18 protein-coding genes are annotated in these 15,355 nt (G+C 42.5%); 11 read left to right on the forward strand and 7 right to left on the reverse strand.

Annotated elements, in window-relative coordinates; all coding sequences use genetic code 11:
• Window positions 1–14: 14 nt before the first annotated feature.
• From AC20OE_RS02930 to speE, 3 genes are all read right to left on the reverse strand, one after another.
• A complete protein-coding gene (locus AC20OE_RS02930) occupies window positions 15–362 on the reverse strand; it encodes a hypothetical protein (protein ID WP_099663757.1) in 348 nt (115 codons plus the stop codon).
• A 77-nt stretch (window positions 363–439) separates the two neighbouring features.
• Window positions 440–1,312 carry an agmatinase gene (gene speB / locus AC20OE_RS02935; protein WP_099663756.1) on the reverse strand — a complete coding sequence of 291 codons (873 nt, stop codon included), beginning with the start codon at window positions 1,310–1,312 and terminating at the stop codon, window positions 440–442.
• Between the two features lie 69 nt (window positions 1,313–1,381).
• Complete coding sequence (gene speE, locus AC20OE_RS02940) at window positions 1,382–2,212, reverse strand: spermidine synthase (RefSeq protein ID WP_003214614.1); 831 nt, start codon at window positions 2,210–2,212, stop codon at window positions 1,382–1,384.
• 224 nt (window positions 2,213–2,436) lie between these two features.
• Here speE and AC20OE_RS02945 point away from each other — a divergent pair, with 224 nt between their 5' ends.
• On the forward strand, window positions 2,437–4,506 hold the full coding sequence (locus AC20OE_RS02945) for a transglycosylase domain-containing protein (RefSeq protein WP_099663755.1): 2,070 nt from the start codon (window positions 2,437–2,439) through the stop codon (window positions 4,504–4,506).
• Window positions 4,507–4,631: 125 nt separating this feature from the next.
• Here the strand turns inward: AC20OE_RS02945 and AC20OE_RS02950 are convergent, their stop codons facing one another.
• Both AC20OE_RS02950 and AC20OE_RS02955 read right to left on the reverse strand, forming a co-directional pair.
• Window positions 4,632–5,150 carry a YwhD family protein gene (locus AC20OE_RS02950; protein ID WP_039182196.1) on the reverse strand — a complete coding sequence of 173 codons (519 nt, stop codon included), beginning with the start codon at window positions 5,148–5,150 and terminating at the stop codon, window positions 4,632–4,634.
• 12 nt (window positions 5,151–5,162) lie between these two features.
• Window positions 5,163–5,819, reverse strand: coding sequence for a site-2 protease family protein (locus AC20OE_RS02955; protein WP_371412193.1), 657 nt, complete (start codon window positions 5,817–5,819; stop codon window positions 5,163–5,165).
• Window positions 5,820–5,932: 113 nt separating this feature from the next.
• Between AC20OE_RS02955 and thmT the strand changes: the two genes are divergently transcribed.
• A complete protein-coding gene (gene thmT / locus AC20OE_RS02960; RefSeq protein ID WP_003214939.1) occupies window positions 5,933–6,118 on the forward strand; it encodes a 2-hydroxymuconate tautomerase in 186 nt (61 codons plus the stop codon).
• A 50-nt stretch (window positions 6,119–6,168) separates the two neighbouring features.
• Here the strand turns inward: thmT and AC20OE_RS02965 are convergent, their stop codons facing one another.
• On the reverse strand, window positions 6,169–6,981 hold the full coding sequence (locus AC20OE_RS02965; RefSeq protein WP_058838532.1) for a zinc-dependent metalloprotease: 813 nt from the start codon (window positions 6,979–6,981) through the stop codon (window positions 6,169–6,171).
• A gap of 373 nt (window positions 6,982–7,354) precedes the next feature.
• Between AC20OE_RS02965 and AC20OE_RS02970 the strand changes: the two genes are divergently transcribed.
• Window positions 7,355–8,683: an LLM class flavin-dependent oxidoreductase gene (locus AC20OE_RS02970; protein WP_059377951.1), complete on the forward strand. Its 1,329-nt coding sequence runs from the start codon at window positions 7,355–7,357 to the stop codon at window positions 8,681–8,683.
• Between the two features lie 39 nt (window positions 8,684–8,722).
• Here AC20OE_RS02970 and AC20OE_RS02975 read toward each other — a convergent pair whose 3' ends face one another.
• Entirely contained in the window at window positions 8,723–9,613 is an 891-nt protein-coding gene (locus tag AC20OE_RS02975; protein WP_099663754.1) for a LysR family transcriptional regulator, read from the reverse strand.
• Between the two features lie 150 nt (window positions 9,614–9,763).
• Here AC20OE_RS02975 and ssuE point away from each other — a divergent pair, with 150 nt between their 5' ends.
• From ssuE to AC20OE_RS03015, 8 genes are read left to right on the forward strand one after another with little or no spacing between them, the layout of a single operon-like run.
• Window positions 9,764–10,315: an NADPH-dependent FMN reductase gene (gene ssuE / locus AC20OE_RS02980; RefSeq protein ID WP_099663753.1), complete on the forward strand. Its 552-nt coding sequence runs from the start codon at window positions 9,764–9,766 to the stop codon at window positions 10,313–10,315.
• Window positions 10,299–11,324 carry an LLM class flavin-dependent oxidoreductase gene (locus AC20OE_RS02985; protein WP_099663752.1) on the forward strand — a complete coding sequence of 342 codons (1,026 nt, stop codon included), beginning with the start codon at window positions 10,299–10,301 and terminating at the stop codon, window positions 11,322–11,324. The genes ssuE and AC20OE_RS02985 overlap by 17 nt, the downstream gene beginning before the upstream one ends.
• Entirely contained in the window at window positions 11,324–11,578 is a 255-nt protein-coding gene (locus AC20OE_RS02990) for a glutaredoxin family protein (RefSeq protein ID WP_099663751.1), read from the forward strand. The genes AC20OE_RS02985 and AC20OE_RS02990 overlap by 1 nt, the downstream gene beginning before the upstream one ends.
• 26 nt (window positions 11,579–11,604) lie before the next feature.
• Window positions 11,605–12,168 (forward strand): GNAT family N-acetyltransferase, encoded by a 564-nt coding sequence (locus tag AC20OE_RS02995; protein WP_058838526.1) that lies wholly within the window; start codon window positions 11,605–11,607, stop codon window positions 12,166–12,168.
• A 13-nt stretch (window positions 12,169–12,181) separates the two neighbouring features.
• Window positions 12,182–12,943, forward strand: coding sequence for an amino acid ABC transporter permease (locus AC20OE_RS03000; RefSeq protein ID WP_048237685.1), 762 nt, complete (start codon window positions 12,182–12,184; stop codon window positions 12,941–12,943).
• Window positions 12,944–12,960: 17 nt separating this feature from the next.
• Window positions 12,961–13,803 (forward strand): transporter substrate-binding domain-containing protein, encoded by an 843-nt coding sequence (locus AC20OE_RS03005; RefSeq protein WP_099663750.1) that lies wholly within the window; start codon window positions 12,961–12,963, stop codon window positions 13,801–13,803.
• A gap of 16 nt (window positions 13,804–13,819) precedes the next feature.
• Window positions 13,820–14,530, forward strand: coding sequence for an ABC transporter permease subunit (locus AC20OE_RS03010; RefSeq protein WP_047202585.1), 711 nt, complete (start codon window positions 13,820–13,822; stop codon window positions 14,528–14,530).
• A complete protein-coding gene (locus AC20OE_RS03015; protein WP_059377937.1) occupies window positions 14,527–15,270 on the forward strand; it encodes an amino acid ABC transporter ATP-binding protein in 744 nt (247 codons plus the stop codon). Before AC20OE_RS03010 ends, AC20OE_RS03015 begins: the two co-directional genes overlap by 4 nt.
• Window positions 15,271–15,355: the final 85 nt, after the last annotated feature.

The following is a 15,355-nucleotide window of genomic DNA, read 5'->3' on the forward strand; positions in this document are numbered from 1 at the left end:
CTTCAGCCATCCCTTTAGAAAAAAAGAAAAATGCAACTGACCAATACGACAAGTCCAGCCTTTACGCCTAAGTCTTTTCTTTTCAGTAAATAAAAAAGAGCCTGTATGCCTGAACTTGCCAAAAATGCCTGAAAAAAATCAATTGGTGCGATTTGATTCTTCTTAAATACCACCTGCATGAATAACGCTATGGCCGTCAGATAGAAAAAGCCCCGATCCTGAAATAAACCAACTAACTCCTCCTTTGCTTCCTTTTTAGAAGCAAAGACAGGCGGATCAGCTGCGAGCTCTCGTTTCAGTGTGAGAAAGCCTGCCGCTAATACGCATAAAGCGAGGGACACCATCAATATTGAAGAAAACATGAGCTGCCTCCTTTAAGTTTGATCAATGTAAAAAAAGAGCTTGTCCACATGAGATGACAAGCTCCTCTATCAACTGATTATTTCACAAACCCAAGCAGCATTTCGCGTAAAAGCTTACTCGCTGTATTCGCTGTTTGGTCAGAGTGATCATATACAGGTGCTACCTCGACTAGGTCTGCCCCAACGACTTTGACGTCAGATCCTGCAATCGCATGAATGGATGCAAGCAGCTCTTTTGATGTAATACCGCCAGCATCTACCGTTCCTGTACCAGGTGCATGGGCTGGGTCAAGTACATCAATATCGATCGTCACATATACTGGACGCCCTTTTAGCTTTGGCAATACTTGCTTCAATGGCTCCAGCACTTCAAATTTAGAAATGTGCATACCCGCTTCTTTTGCCCATTCAAATTCTTCTTTCATTCCAGAACGGATGCCGAAAGAAAATACATTTTCAGCTCCAATAAGTCCTGCAACTTTACGAATTGGTGTTGAATGTGAAAGTGGCTCACCCTCATATTCCTCACGAAGATCTGTATGTGCGTCCATATGGATGATCGCCAAATCAGGGTATTTCTTATACATCGCACGGAAAACCGGCCAAGACACAAGATGCTCGCCGCCCATTCCTAATGGAAACTTTCCTTTTTCTAAAATACTGTCGACATACTCTTCAATTAAATCTAAGCTCTTTTGTGCATTCCCAAAAGGAAGTGGGATGTCACCCGCATCGAAGAATGGCACCTCGTGCAGCTCACGATCTAAATAAGGGCTGTATTCCTCTAAACCGATCGATACTTCACGAATGCGGTTCGGACCGAAACGTGAACCTGGGCGGTAGCTGACTGTCCAGTCCATCGGCAAGCCGTATAAAATGACCTTTGCATCTTCCCATGTCGGATGACTTCCAATAAACACTTTTCCTGAATAAGCCTCGTCGAATCTCATGCAAGATTCCTCCTTTTACGCTTCAAAAAATGCGCAAACTGTCATTTGCGCATTCCCATTTCGCTTGATTTATTTGATTAAGTCGCTCACAAATTTCGGCAGAACGAATGCCGCTTTGTGCAATTCTTTTGTGTAATATTTCGTATCAATATCAAAGAAACGGCTGTCTTCTACAGCAAGTGGATCATATTTTTTAGAACCGATGGTGAATGTCCAAAGACCGCTTGGATACGTTGGAATATTCGCTGTGTAAAGCTTCGTAATTGGGAAAATTTCTTTTACATCACGCTGTACATTTGTAATCAGCTCCGGTGTGAACCAAGGGTTGTCCGTTTGTGCAACAAAAATACCGTCTTCTTTGAGTGCCTTTGAGATTCCTGCGTAAAATCCTTTAGAGAATAGGTTCACAGCTGGTCCAACCGGCTCAGTTGAGTCCACCATGATCACATCATACTCGTTGTCAGCTTCAGCAATGTGCATAAAACCGTCTCCGACTTTGACATCTACACGAGGATCGTCTAATTTCCCAGCAATAGAAGGAAGGAATTTTTTCGAGTATTCGATAACCTTTCCGTCAATATCAACAAGTGTCGCTTTTTTCACACTTGGGTGTTTGAGGATTTCACGAATAACACCGCCGTCTCCTCCGCCTACGACAAGAACATTTTCCGGGTTTGGATGAGTGAAAAGAGGAACATGAGCCACCATTTCGTGGTATACAAACTCATCTTTCTCAGATGTCATCACCATGCCGTCTAAAAACAGCATATTGCCAAACTCTTCTGTTTCCACCATTTCTAAATGCTGAAAGTCTGTTTGTTCTGTGTGAAGGGTTTTGTTCACCTTCAATGTAATACCAAAATTCTTCGTTTGCTTCTCTGTATACCAAAGTTCGCTCATTGTTCATCTTCCTCTCATCCAATAATAAACAAACATCTATTGTTAGCGCCTTTTATCGGCTTTGACTATATCGATTGTCCAAGAAAAAAGTATAGTGGATTCATATCAAATTGTAAAGAACCGCTTGAGTTCTCTTCATTTTTTAAAGTGCTCCTGCAATCGCTTGTTTAAAACGGTTTTCTTTGTTCCATACTGATAAAAAACCGTCAAAATGGGGGCTTTGCATGGACACAATCATGAGTAATAAAAAAATCCGCATGACCGTGAAAACGATTCGAGCCTGTTTTTTTATCGGCTTGCTCGCTTTTCTATTTGCAGGCACTGTCTTTTTGACGATTCTATTAATAGCTAAATGGCAAGGTGCCCCTTCTGTTCAAGTTCCCCAATCCACGACCATTTATGCAGCTGATGGGTCAAAGCTTGGAGAATCCAGTTTTGGAGAAAAGAGATATTGGGTGCCATTAAAGAATATGTCTCCTCATATGAGACAGGCTGTTGTGGCTGTTGAGGATAAAACCTTTTATGAGCATCATGGCTTTGATGTGAAACGGATGGCAGGTGCTGCGGTGGCCGATATTCGTGCCATGGCTAAGGTACAAGGTGCCAGCACGATCACCCAGCAATATGCACGAAATCTGTATTTAGATCATGATAAAACGTGGAAGCGGAAGTGGAATGAAGCCTTTTACACGATTCGTTTAGAGCAAAACTATACAAAAGATGAGATTTTAGAAGGATACTTGAACACCATTTATTATGGTCACGGAGCGTACGGTGTGGAAGCAGCGTCACGTCTGTATTTCGGAAAAAAAGCAAAGAACTTAACCCTCGCTGAATCTGCCCTTCTTGCCGGTATCCCAAAGGGGCCTTCTCTCTATTCCCCTTATGTGAATGAGGAGAAAGCCGGCGCAAGAAAGAATATGATTTTGAGACAAATGCAAGAGGATGGCATGATTACGAAAAAAGCAGCCAATGACGCTGCGAAAGAAAAGCTGTCCTATCGCCCTTTGCAGAAGAAGCAGCTGCAAGCAAAGCAAGCCCCATATTTTTATGACGATGTGATTCGAGAGTTGAAACAAAGCTTGGGGTTAACAGAGGAACAGATCGAAACCTATGGACTTCATATCCAAACGACCCTTAATCCAAAATTACAGAAAATCGCAGAAAAGACGTTAAAAAACACGATGGATTCCAAATCAGATATCCAAATTGGCTTTGCCGCCATCCATCCTCAAACAGGCCATGTACTTGCCCTCATAGGTGGGAGAGATTATGAGAAAAGTCCATTCAACCGGGTGACACAAGCAAAAAGGCAGCCCGGTTCAACCATGAAACCCCTTCTTTATTACATTGCCTTGCAAAACGGGTTTACACCCGCAACCGTCATGCGCAGTGAGGAAACGGTGTTTGAACTGGATGATCAAGGCAGCGGTGCGGCTTATTCACCAAGCAATTATCACGGCTATTACGCCAATGACGGCATTACAATGCTACAAGCTTTAGCGCTGTCTGATAATATTTACGCTGTAAAGACCCATCTATTTTTAGGAATGGAGCAGCTTGTACGTGCTGGCAAGACATTTGGAATCAAGGAGAAACTAGATCAAGTACCATCTCTTGCTCTAGGCACGTCTCCTGTGAAACCCATTGAAATGACCAACGCTTACGCCATGCTCGTCAATGGCGGAAAACGCGTCAAACCAACCTTTATTACGAAAGTAACCGACGCAAAAGGCAATGTGCTTTTTGAAGAGAAACAAAAACGAGAACAAATCCTCGATGAAAAAGCAGCCTTTGTCACCACCGATATGATGTCAGGAATGTTCAACAATCAATTAAACGGCTATACAAGTGTCACTGGCCGCACCATTATAAAGGACCTTACACGAACATACGGAGGAAAATCCGGGACAACAGGAGCCGACAGCTGGATGATCGGCTTCTCTCCCCAGCTCGTCACAGGTGTATGGACAGGCTATGATAAAGGCCGCACCATTGATTCAGTCGAAGAAACGGCCTATGCTAAAAAAATATGGGCTTCCTTTATGGAATCAGCCCTCTCGAAGCAGCCAGCCTCCTCCTTCATGCCTCCAGACGGTGTCAAAGGGGTATATATCAATCCAAAAACTGGCGACCTAGCAGGGCCAGGTTGTGAATCAAAGGTGTTTACTTATTTTATAGAAGGAACAGAGCCGACAGGTGTCTGCTATGGCGCTGAGGACAAAGCCTCTGAGCAGGAACCAGTTCAAGATCAAAAGCCAAAGAAATGGTGGGAAAAGTGGCTGAAACGTTAAAAAAAGACATGAAAAACCCCGAGATCTGCATCTCGGGATTCTCCATGTCCTAGCTTTAACACCAGTTTACTCAAAAAACGGATGGATTTGGTAGTGATCCGCCATTCTTCACAAAAATTTCACAATTATTCAGGGACAGCCAATCCTTCTTTTAATTCATCTGTCGATGCATCCCATAGCGCTTCATTGTGACCCTTTAAGAAATCAGCCAGCACCTTTTTGGATACGTCATCCATATGACTCACGACGATTTTTCGCTTCATCGATTTATCCATTAAATTCACATGCTCTGGAAGTGACTTATACCCGCGGCGAATCGAACGGTCAACGGTCATTTCACAAGCCGTCACACCTGCATAATAAGGCCCTTCTTCTCTGCGGTCAATCGTCACCCATACGAGCCAATAAGGCTTTCCGTTCGGTACCTCTTCTTTTGTTTTCAAAAATTTAATTCCTTTTTCGACGGCACTTCTTGCATGCATGGCACCAATATCAATGACAGCTTCTTTTTCCTCTACATCAATGATGACTGGCGAGATATTATCAAGGCTGAGTGCACCTGCCCCAAAGCCTCCATGTCCGTCGGTTGCATCTGTTTTTTTAATGATGTTAAAACCAATTGGTTTCTTCTTTTTACCTTCCATTCATTAAACCTCCTAAAGCAGCGGCTTCAAAATAAGATTAAACCAGTATATGATTTGATCCCGCATTCCGATCAATGGACCAAACACAAACTGACCCAGCGGTGTGATCACGAATATGAGAAAAATAATGATCCCATATTGTTCAAATTGCGTCATTTTCGCACGAATACTAGGACTGACGACGTCCTCAATGATACGATATCCATCAAGCGGTGGAAGCGGCAATAAGTTAAATAGGAACAAGATGACGTTTAAGTTAATAAAGATCTGGAAGAAATAATCGACTCCCGGCTCAAAACGCATGATCCATTCCCCGCCAAACTTCTGAAGAAGCACATACACAAGAAAGCCCAAAAACGCCAGCACTAAGTTACTTAATGGTCCAGCAATAGATACACAAATCCCTGCTAAACGCGGTTTTTTAAAATGGTAACGATTCACTGGTACAGGTCTCGCCCAGCCAAACCCCGCCACAAAGATCAAAATCGTCCCGAAAATATCGAGATGCTTCAGTGGATTTAACGTCAGTCTCCCTTGATTCTTAGCCGTCGGGTCTCCGAAACGGTACGCAACATATGCATGTGCCAGCTCGTGCATCGTAAATGCAACAACAAGCGTAATGGCGACATATGGAATAAGTTCTAATGGATAAACAAGAAATTGGTTCAAAGGCATGAATCCCTCTTTCTTTCTATACAATGATTTACTTCATTCAGTATACTATAAGAAGTCCCTTAAACTAAAGGGAAGCGTAGCATTAAAGGAAAAAGGAGGTTTTCGCCATGCCGATTGTCACCGTACAAATGCTTGAAGGAAGAACAGACGAGCAAAAAAGAGCGCTTGTGGAGAAAGTCACTGATGCTGTTGTTGAAACAACAGGCGCAGGTGCAGAAAAAGTCTCTGTTATTATTGAAGAAATGAAAAAAGAACACTATGCCGTAGCAGGAAAGCGAATGAGCGACCTGTAAGCATATAAAAAGGACAAACCCATAAGGTGTTTGTCCTTTTGTCTTCTTTCTTATCTGTACCAAGCTTTATTACGGTTCACTTGATTTTTATGAGCCGCATCAAAGTAGTCAACTGTGTAGGAATAATCATAATTCATTAAGCAGACAATGCCGCTTCCTTGAGGGTCATGCGGTAAGCCAAAGTTATGGCCGTATTCATGTGTAGCCGCTTTTGCTGTATTCGCTGTTCCTTGGTCAAGGTTCACGGCGAATGCACTTCCGCTTGGTGCACTATTGTAGACATAAGCGATTCCGCCAGCATCAAAGTTTGGATTTGCTGTAAATCCAGTGACAAAGTCGTATCCTCTGCCATCAAAGCTGCGCGCAAGGTTGGAAAGAATTTGTGATGAATTTGATCCCGAAGAAGTCCAAGATCCTACTGCTTGTACGACAAAGTCCACATCATGATCACGGTTAAACGTGACATCTGCTTGCTCGATGATGTTGACAATCCGTGTTTGCCAGTCACTATATTTCGCACGATACTGCGCATCAGCAACCGCATAGACAGTGACCTTCTGACTGCCTGTACTTGCTTTTGTTGAAATTGAATCTCCTGTATTGGCCTTAAAGGTTCTCGAGCCTACCTGCTTACCAGACTCATCTAATACCTTTGTTGTTACATCTCGTTCAATTGGAGGTGCTGCCGTCAAATCTTTAAAACTGTTTGCTTTTGGCAACCCCTCACCAATATGGGTTTCGAACGGCGCATGACCATGATCATGACCATGACCAGCACTCGCTACTGGTGCTGAAGCTGAACTTACTCCCGGTAACAAACTACCTACCAATAAAAATGACAAAAAGACTGAACGCTTTTTCATTCCTATCCCTCCTTTGTTTTTCACAAAGTTATATATTCACTGAAAATTCACCATTTTCCTTCTCTTCAGTCAAAAACAGGGAATTAGATGCACAGGAAAAAAGTCGAATTACGTCATTTTCACTAATTTTTCAGATATTTTGACACACATTTCATCGAAAAATAGCGCTTTTGGTCTGGGTCATTTACTTAGTAAACATCCATGTTTTTCAAGAAATCATATCATGGACCTAACGACACATCTAAAAGAAACAAAAAATGATATTAGAAAAGATAAAGTCACACTTTACTGATACCAATTATACTTCTCTGCGGTTCTGCCTTATGATGAAGGACATAAAACATTGCTACCTCAAACAGAAGGGATGATCGGCATGACTGGAAAAAAGCACATACAATTTGGATTAATGTTACATGGCCCAGGGGGTCACATGAATGCATGGAAGGATGAATCGGTTCCAGCAGATGCAAGTGTTAACATTGATTATTATCAAGCGATGACAAAAAAGGCAGAATCAGCGGGTTTCCGTTTTGTTTTTGTTGCAGATGGTTTATATATCCACGAACATTCAATTCCTCATTTCTTGAATCGATTTGAACCATTAACCATCTTATCTGCGCTTGCCACAGTCACCAAACAGATTGGACTTGTGGGTACTGTATCCACTTCATACAGTGAGCCCTTTACCATTGCCAGACAATTTGCTTCCTTGGACAAATTAAGTAAAGGCCGGGCAGGCTGGAATGTTGTGACTTCCCCATTAGAGGGCTCTGCTGAAAATCACATCATCCGTTCGCACCCAAGCCACTCACTTCGATATGAAATTGCAGAAGAGTACTTACATGTAGTGAACGGGCTTTGGAGCTCATGGGAAGAAGATGCTTTTGTAAGGGATCGTTCAACGGGGGTTTTCTTCGATCGAGATAAATTGCACACTTTAAACCATCATGGAAAACACTTTTCTGTCAAAGGTCCTTTAAATATTGAACGCTCTGAACAAGGGCAGCCCGTGATTTTCCAGGCAGGCGCTTCAGAGGCTGGAAAAGATCTAGCCGCAAAAGAAGCAGACGCTGTATTTACAAATGCCGATTCACTCGAAAAGGCAAAAGCCTATTACCGCGACGTGAAAAATAGAGCCGAGGCGTTTGGTCGAAAACCATCTGATATTAAAATATTCCCTGGCATCCACCCGATTACAGGGAAAACAGTCGAAGAAGCAGAAGAAAAATATGAAGCCATTAAACATCTAGTCTCTATTGAAGAAGCTCTGCATTATCTGGGCCGATTCTTTGACCACTTGGACTTCAGTCAATTCCCGCTTGATGGACCTTTTCCGGATATAGGTGACGCTGGGTCAAACAGCTTCCAATCCACAACAGATTCCATTAAGAAAATGGCCAAAGAACAAAACCTGACCTTAAGAGAAGTCGCTTTACAAGTGACCACGCCTAAAAGTGCCTTTTTCGGCACTTATGAACAAGTAGCTGACAAATTAATTCAATGGATCGAAGAGGATGCCGCAGATGGATTTATTTTTGGCGCTCCGATTTTAGCTAGTGGTTTATCCGAATGGACGGAGCACGTCATTCCGATATTAGTCGAAAGAGGATATTACGACCCAAATTATCCAGCTCATACCCTTCGCGAAAACTTGGGTCTGCCCATTAAGAAGAATCAGTTTCTGAAACAAACAGTGAAATAAACTTGAAAGAGGGGCTAGCATAAAGGCTAACCCCTCTTTTTATGATGGTTGGTGCTGGTGCAATCGATTTTCAATGAGATCAATAAACTGGAGCACAGCTCTTCCAGGCGTATCATTTGTTTTCCTCAATAGACCAACTGGCGGGGAAACTTGAATGCCCTTTATTTCTAATACCTTCGTACCGGGGAGTGTAAAAGAATGAGCCGTTCGTGTAAACAGAGAAACTCCTAAGCCCGCCTGAACATAATGTTTATGGGACATGCTGCTAGTAATCTCTAATTTCTTATAATTTGTCCCAATGCCATCGACGATTTGTTGTTCAATTTGTATGCGAATGGGGCAATTGTGAGGTGTGAATAGTATAGTCTCATTTTCTAAATCAGTTACCTCCACTGCCTCTTTTTCCGCCAATCGATGGGAAGACGGGACCAGCAGGACGATATCATCTTGAAAAAGCGGCTTATAGCTATTTTCCATCGAAGCTTCTGGTGCGCCGCAAATCGCAAAATCAATCTCATCATGGGAAAGCATGGAACTCAGTGTATTTGCATCTGCTACTTGCACAGAAAATTCTACATTCGGAAACCTTTCCTTGAATTCTGCAAGGAGCGCCGGGAATTCTAAACTGGCAGTAGGCTCAGAAACACCGATGCGAATTAATCCCGCAATGCCCACTTCTAAATCTTGGAGCGTTTTCGTCAGTTTCTCATATTCATTGAGTAAAGAATTGGCTCTTTCATAAAAAAGCTGTCCTGATGCTGTTAACTTTAAGGTCTTCCCTCTCTCTAGAAGCTTCTCTCCAATTTCCTCTTCTAAATGTTTGATGTGCAAGGTAATGGTTGGCTGAGAATAATTCAGTGCTTCTGCTGCTTTTAAAAAATTCCCATATTTCACGATGGTGGCAAAGGTGCGGATCGCACGAATCTCCATAAAAACCCCTCTTTTCTCTATATTTTAAATAACTGAATCGTGTATTTATGATTACTAATTATACTTTTCAATTGGTTTGCCTTATTATAATTTATATTATCAACTATTCCAAGTTGTTTAGAAGGAATTATGTGAAATGGAGGAGACGAATTGACGAAAGTAACGATTATAGCAGGCGGACATTCCGTCCAATCTCGATTAACCGGTGTACTGCAGCATGTTCAGCAGCATTTAACGATCAATGGAATCGATGTACATATCATTCAAGTTCACCAGCTGCCTAGCAGCGCACTAATACGTGCGGACTTTTCAAACGAAGAGATTGTCAAGGCCATTGAACTTGTGAATGAGAGTGACGGTGTCATTGTGTTAACGCCTGTCTACAAAGCTTCATTTTCCGGTATTTTAAAAACGTTTTTAGATTTACTTCCACAGAAAGTGTTGCAAGGAAAACCCGTCCTTCCGTTCGTTTTAGGAGGAACCTACGGTCACCTGCTCGTCATTGAATATGCTCTTAAACCGATTATTCATCAACTTGGTGCAACGGTTGTTCAATCTGGCGTGTATGTCGTGGATCAACAGGTCACAAAGCAGGAATCAGGTGATTATTTACTTGATTCAGATGCCGCAAACAGGTTAAACCTCGCATTATCTCAATATCAAAGTCTGATAGGAGGAACAGCCAATGTCGTTCACCCTTAGTATTCTTGATCAAAGCCTTGTCGGTGAAAACGAGAACGCAGAGACGGGCATTCAGCATACTGTCAGATTGGCTGAAGCAGCGGATCAGCTTGGCTATCACAGGTTTTGGGTGTCTGAACATCACAATAACCCTCAAGTAGCAGGTTCTTCCCCTGAAGCTCTCGCCGGCTATCTCTTAGCAAAAACAAACAACATACGCATTGGGTCTGGCGGTGTGATGCTTCAGCATTACAGTCCGTTTAAGGTGGCTGAAACATTTCACGTCCTGGCATCATTAGCGCCTGGAAGGGTCGATTTAGGTGTTGGGAAAGCACCGGGAGGACTGAACCTATCGACACAAGCTCTCCAGGAAGATTATCAGGCGTCACGAAAGGATTTTTCTCAAAAATTAGTGGATCTCAACACCTATCTGACGGAACACACAAATGACTTGAATGCTCAGCCCATCCCGCGTATATCACCCGACATCTTCCTTTTAGGGGGAAGTACGGAGAGCGCTGAATTCGCAGCAAAACTTGGTATCTCCTTTGTGTTTGCCTTCTTTATTAATGGAGATGAAGCTTTATTAAAAGAAGCAAGAGAGACCTTCCAAACATATCAGAAAGCGGGCGCCCGCCAGCAGTTCCTTCTTGCCATCACCGTTTCTGTAGCTGAAGATCACGAACAGGCACTCTCGCACATCAAACAAAAGGAAACAGTAAAGGTCTCCTTTTCCGATGGAAGAAAGCTGAATGTCACATCGTTCGAGGATGCAGAAAAACTGGTGAAAGAAACGGAGAAGGAACACTACAACATTCACGTACAAAAAACCGGCTACACCGCTGGCACAAAAGAAACCGTTCATCACAGGCTGACTGAGCTATCCGAGTCATACGATATCAATGAATTCATCGTGCTGTCGCCAATCGTAGATATTGATAAAAGGATCACGTCTATTACTTTATTAAAAGAAGCATTTGATCAAGAACAAACAAACCAAAAACCAATCAATCAAGAGGTGAACGTCTAATGTCAAACAGTCAAAAAATCATTTTATGGAGCAAAAATGGATGCAGTTATTGCAAGGACATTCAATCCTACTTCAACGAACAGCAGATTCCTTTTTCAACGATTGATGTCACAGAGCATGACGATTACAGAAACATTTTAGAAGCAAAATACGGTGTCCGCTATGTGCCTGTAGTTGAGATCAGCCATGAATCCCACGTGTATCAAGCATTGCTGAATCCAGATATCGAGACTTTAAAAAAAGCGTTAATCTGACATTACATTTTGAATGGAGGTTTGTCATGAGTCGAGATATTTTTCGCATCGCTACCGAAGAAGATGCACCAGCTTTTTTGGAATTGCTGTCCAGTGCATTTAAACCACTTGGTGAAATGGGCATCGATTGGCCCTCCACGAACGCCACGCTTGAAATGGTCACAGAAAACATTAAACAGTCCGCTGCCGTTGTATTAGAACGAGACGGCCGGCTCATATCTACCATCACCATACGTTTTCCTTGGGAGAGCACTGAGCCGGTCTCAGGCTATCCATTTGTTTGGTGGTTTGCGACAGCTCCTGATTTAGCCGGTCAAGGGATTGGAAATAAGCTGCTCGATTATGTAGAAAACACCTTGCTTAGGCAGACATATAAAGCGCCTGCATATACACTGGGCACTTCTGGCCGGAAACACCCTTGGCTTTTAGAGATGTACGAACGAAAAGGATATACAAAATATATTGAACGCGAGGCTGAAAATGGAGATTTAGGTGTTTTGATGTATAAAGTGCTTATCCCTGAACGCTTTGATCCAGACATTCTAGGGACACCACCCGCAGAAGAAAAAGTCGAAACGACTTCTACATAGGAGGTGATTCAACGTGGGTGAGTTTTTCAAATGGGAGTACGTGGTCACACTCTTTCCTAAAGTATTATCAGCCCTTCCAACGACCTTGCTGATTGTTTTATTTGCCACTTTGATTGGCAGCTTTCTTGGATTCATCCTTGCTTATTTTCGAATTGAGCGCATTCCTGTTCTGCACCAACTCAGTGCAGTCTATGTCTCTTTTATTCGCGGAACGCCTATCCTGGTTCAAATGTTTATTGTCTTTTATGGTCTGCCAGGTGTGCTCGCAGCAATTGGCCTTGATATCTCCATGTGGAACAAATTGATCTTTCTTTATATTACATATGGACTCAATACAGCTGCCTACTTTTCAGAAATATTCCGATCAGCCTTATCAAGTGTCCCAGCATCTCAATATGAAGCGGCTGCCTCAATCGGGCTGACGAAATGGCAGATTTATAGAAGGACACTCATTCCTCAAGCAGGTAGAATCGCGCTCCCGAATATTGGCGTAGCCATTGTCAACTTATTACAAAATACCTCCCTCGCCTTCACATTGGGCGTGATGGATATTATAGGAAAGGTTCAAACATTAGGGGCTTTATACTATCGCGTATTAGAAGGATACTTTATTGCTGCCGTCATTTTTATTTTGTTAAGTCTGCTGCTGGAAAAAGCGTTTGACCTATTGGAAAAACAGATCAATACACCGAAAACAAGAAAACAGCGTCAGACGACATTCGTTTCCTTAAAAAGACCCGAAACGGCTTTCACAGTCGAAAAGCGTGCGAAGTAAAACGAGGAGGATTTCACATGAAAAATAACAAACAATTCAAAAAACATTACATCATCGGTCTGCTTACACTCGGCTCACTGCTGCTTGCTGCCTGCGGAAATACGGAACAATCGAATGAAGTCAAAGCAGAATCAGCGAATAATGATCCAGATGCGAAGGAAATCATCGTTGGCACAGGGAATGCTTACCAGCCTTTCGTTTACTTAGATGAAAACGGCAAATTAACTGGCTATGAGAAGGCTGTATTAGATGAAGTGGATCAGCTGCTTCCACAATATAAGTTTAAATATGAATCCTTCGAATTCAAAAATATTCTGCCCGCTTTAGATGCTGGTAAAGTAGATCTCGCTGCCCATCAATATGAAATCAATGATGAGCGCCAGAAGAAATATCTATTTGGAAAAGTTGGCTACACAGATTATACAAGCTATGTGGTTGTTGATAAAGCCTCCGGTCATGATTTTCAAAGCCTTGACGATTTGGCTGGACACAAAGTGCACACCTCTACAGGTAGTAATTTCGCTTATCTTCTTGAGCAATATAACAAAAAGCATGATCGGAAAATTGACATTGTCTACGGAGATGGCGGGAACGAGATTCTCGTCAAAAATCTTCAAAATGGCACAGTAGATGCGGCCCTGCTCACAAAGTATGACGTCAACAAGCTAAACAAACAATTTAATGCCAATCTAGTCACCTCTGGAAAGCCTGTAAACGTATCTAAAACGTATTATCTTTATCAAAAAAACAATACGAAACTTCAAAAAGACATTGATCAAGCATTACAAAAACTAATCGATAACGGCAAGCTCGCTGACTTGTCTAAGAAAATATTGGGCGGAGACTTTACTACATCATAAGAAAGGAGCGATCTGAGTGGATTTTGATGTTGCCTTTATGCTGCAGGCCTTTATAGCCGCACTTCATTATTTGCCAACGACATTGCTATTAGGCTTTCTCCCGCTATTATTTGGCTCTGTCTTTGGATTTGGTATTGCCCTTATCCGTTTTTATCAGGTGCCTGTATTGTCTCCCTTGTTCAAATGGTTTGTGGCTATTTTTAAAGCAATTCCGGTTGTCCTGATTTTGCTCGTATCTTATCTGCTTTTTTCCGATTCACTGGACCATTTGGCTGCATCTCTTTCTCTTCAGATTCGTTTCAGTGATTTGGACAGACGATGGATTGCCATTTTCGCCCTTACTTTATATGCCGTAAGCGGGTTATCTGAAATATTTCGAAGCTCTCTCGCATCTATTCCAAAGGGACAATTCGATGCTGCTCTATCCGTTGGTTTCACCAGCAGACAGGTTTTAAGAAGGGTCATCATACCGCAAGTCTTTCCCATCTCCCTTCCAATGCTGAACAACATGCTGATCAGTTTAATCAAAGCCTCTTCTCTCGTTTCTATGGTGTCTGTGGTCGATATTTTAAACGGCGCTTTAATTAAAGCCAATGTGAACTATCGTTATCTTGAAGCATACATCGCCGTTGCCCTGATTTACTGGGCCCTGTGTGCCTCTATCGAAGCCATTACAGCCGGATATGAGAAATATGGACACAAAAACAAAAGGAGACGATTGGCATGATTGCTATCAAACAGGTGCATAAAGCGTTCGGTAAAAATCAGATTCTGAGAGGAATTGATTTAACGGTAGAAAGAGGCGAAGTGGTCGTCATTTTAGGTCCGAGCGGTTCTGGAAAATCAACCTTTCTGCGATGCTTGAATTTTCTTGAGCGTGCAGATCAAGGAGAAATCAGCATTGATCACACGACCGTCAAGTTCAATCAAGCAAGGCCTAAAGACATTCTCGCACTTCGCAGAAAAACCGCCATGGTCTTTCAGCAATACGATCTATTTCTTCATAAAACAGCACTTGAAAACGTCATGGAAGGTTTAGTCATTGCCCGTAAACAACCAAAAGATCAAGCCTATGACACAGCTCTCCAATTACTCACAAAGGTCGGATTACTAGAGAAAAAGGATGCCTATCCACATCAATTATCTGGCGGACAGCAGCAGCGAGTCGGCATTGCACGGGCACTGGCTTTGAATCCAGAAGTCATTTTATTCGACGAACCGACCTCTGCATTAGATCCAGAACTTGTAGGAGAAACGCTTGATGTCATTAAACAGGTAGCACAAACCGGGGTCACCATGATCATCGTCACCCACGAGATGAGCTTTGCCTATGATATTGCTGACAGGGTGATTTTCATGGAGGATGGAGTCATCGTCGAATCAGGTACGCCGGAAGAAGTCTTTGAACAGACGAAAGAAGAACGTACAAAACAATTTTTAGCAAGATTCTCTTATCACCATTCATAAAATACAAGTCGATCCATGCGGTCGGCTTGTTTCTGTACAAAAATAAAAACCAGTCTGTTCTAGCCATCAGCCATCACATACTGGT

Source organism: Bacillus sp. SRI_025, assembly GCF_057592095.1.

Coding starts and splice junctions, on each gene's coding strand:
- AC20OE_RS02990 (WP_099663751.1), top strand. CDS start 11,324: ATGTCAAACAGTCAAAAAATCATTTTATGGAGCAAAAATGGATGCAGT.
- AC20OE_RS03015 (WP_059377937.1), top strand. CDS start 14,527: ATGATTGCTATCAAACAGGTGCATAAAGCGTTCGGTAAAAATCAGATT.
- AC20OE_RS02970 (WP_059377951.1), top strand. CDS start 7,355: ATGACTGGAAAAAAGCACATACAATTTGGATTAATGTTACATGGCCCA.
- thmT (WP_003214939.1), top strand. CDS start 5,933: ATGCCGATTGTCACCGTACAAATGCTTGAAGGAAGAACAGACGAGCAA.
- speB (WP_099663756.1), bottom strand. CDS start 1,312: ATGAGATTCGACGAGGCTTATTCAGGAAAAGTGTTTATTGGAAGTCAT.
- AC20OE_RS02985 (WP_099663752.1), top strand. CDS start 10,299: ATGTCGTTCACCCTTAGTATTCTTGATCAAAGCCTTGTCGGTGAAAAC.
- AC20OE_RS02930 (WP_099663757.1), bottom strand. CDS start 362: ATGTTTTCTTCAATATTGATGGTGTCCCTCGCTTTATGCGTATTAGCG.
- speE (WP_003214614.1), bottom strand. CDS start 2,212: ATGAGCGAACTTTGGTATACAGAGAAGCAAACGAAGAATTTTGGTATT.
- AC20OE_RS02965 (WP_058838532.1), bottom strand. CDS start 6,981: ATGAAAAAGCGTTCAGTCTTTTTGTCATTTTTATTGGTAGGTAGTTTG.
- AC20OE_RS02975 (WP_099663754.1), bottom strand. CDS start 9,613: ATGGAGATTCGTGCGATCCGCACCTTTGCCACCATCGTGAAATATGGG.
- AC20OE_RS03005 (WP_099663750.1), top strand. CDS start 12,961: ATGAAAAATAACAAACAATTCAAAAAACATTACATCATCGGTCTGCTT.
- AC20OE_RS02995 (WP_058838526.1), top strand. CDS start 11,605: ATGAGTCGAGATATTTTTCGCATCGCTACCGAAGAAGATGCACCAGCT.
- AC20OE_RS02945 (WP_099663755.1), top strand. CDS start 2,437: ATGGACACAATCATGAGTAATAAAAAAATCCGCATGACCGTGAAAACG.
- AC20OE_RS02950 (WP_039182196.1), bottom strand. CDS start 5,150: ATGGAAGGTAAAAAGAAGAAACCAATTGGTTTTAACATCATTAAAAAA.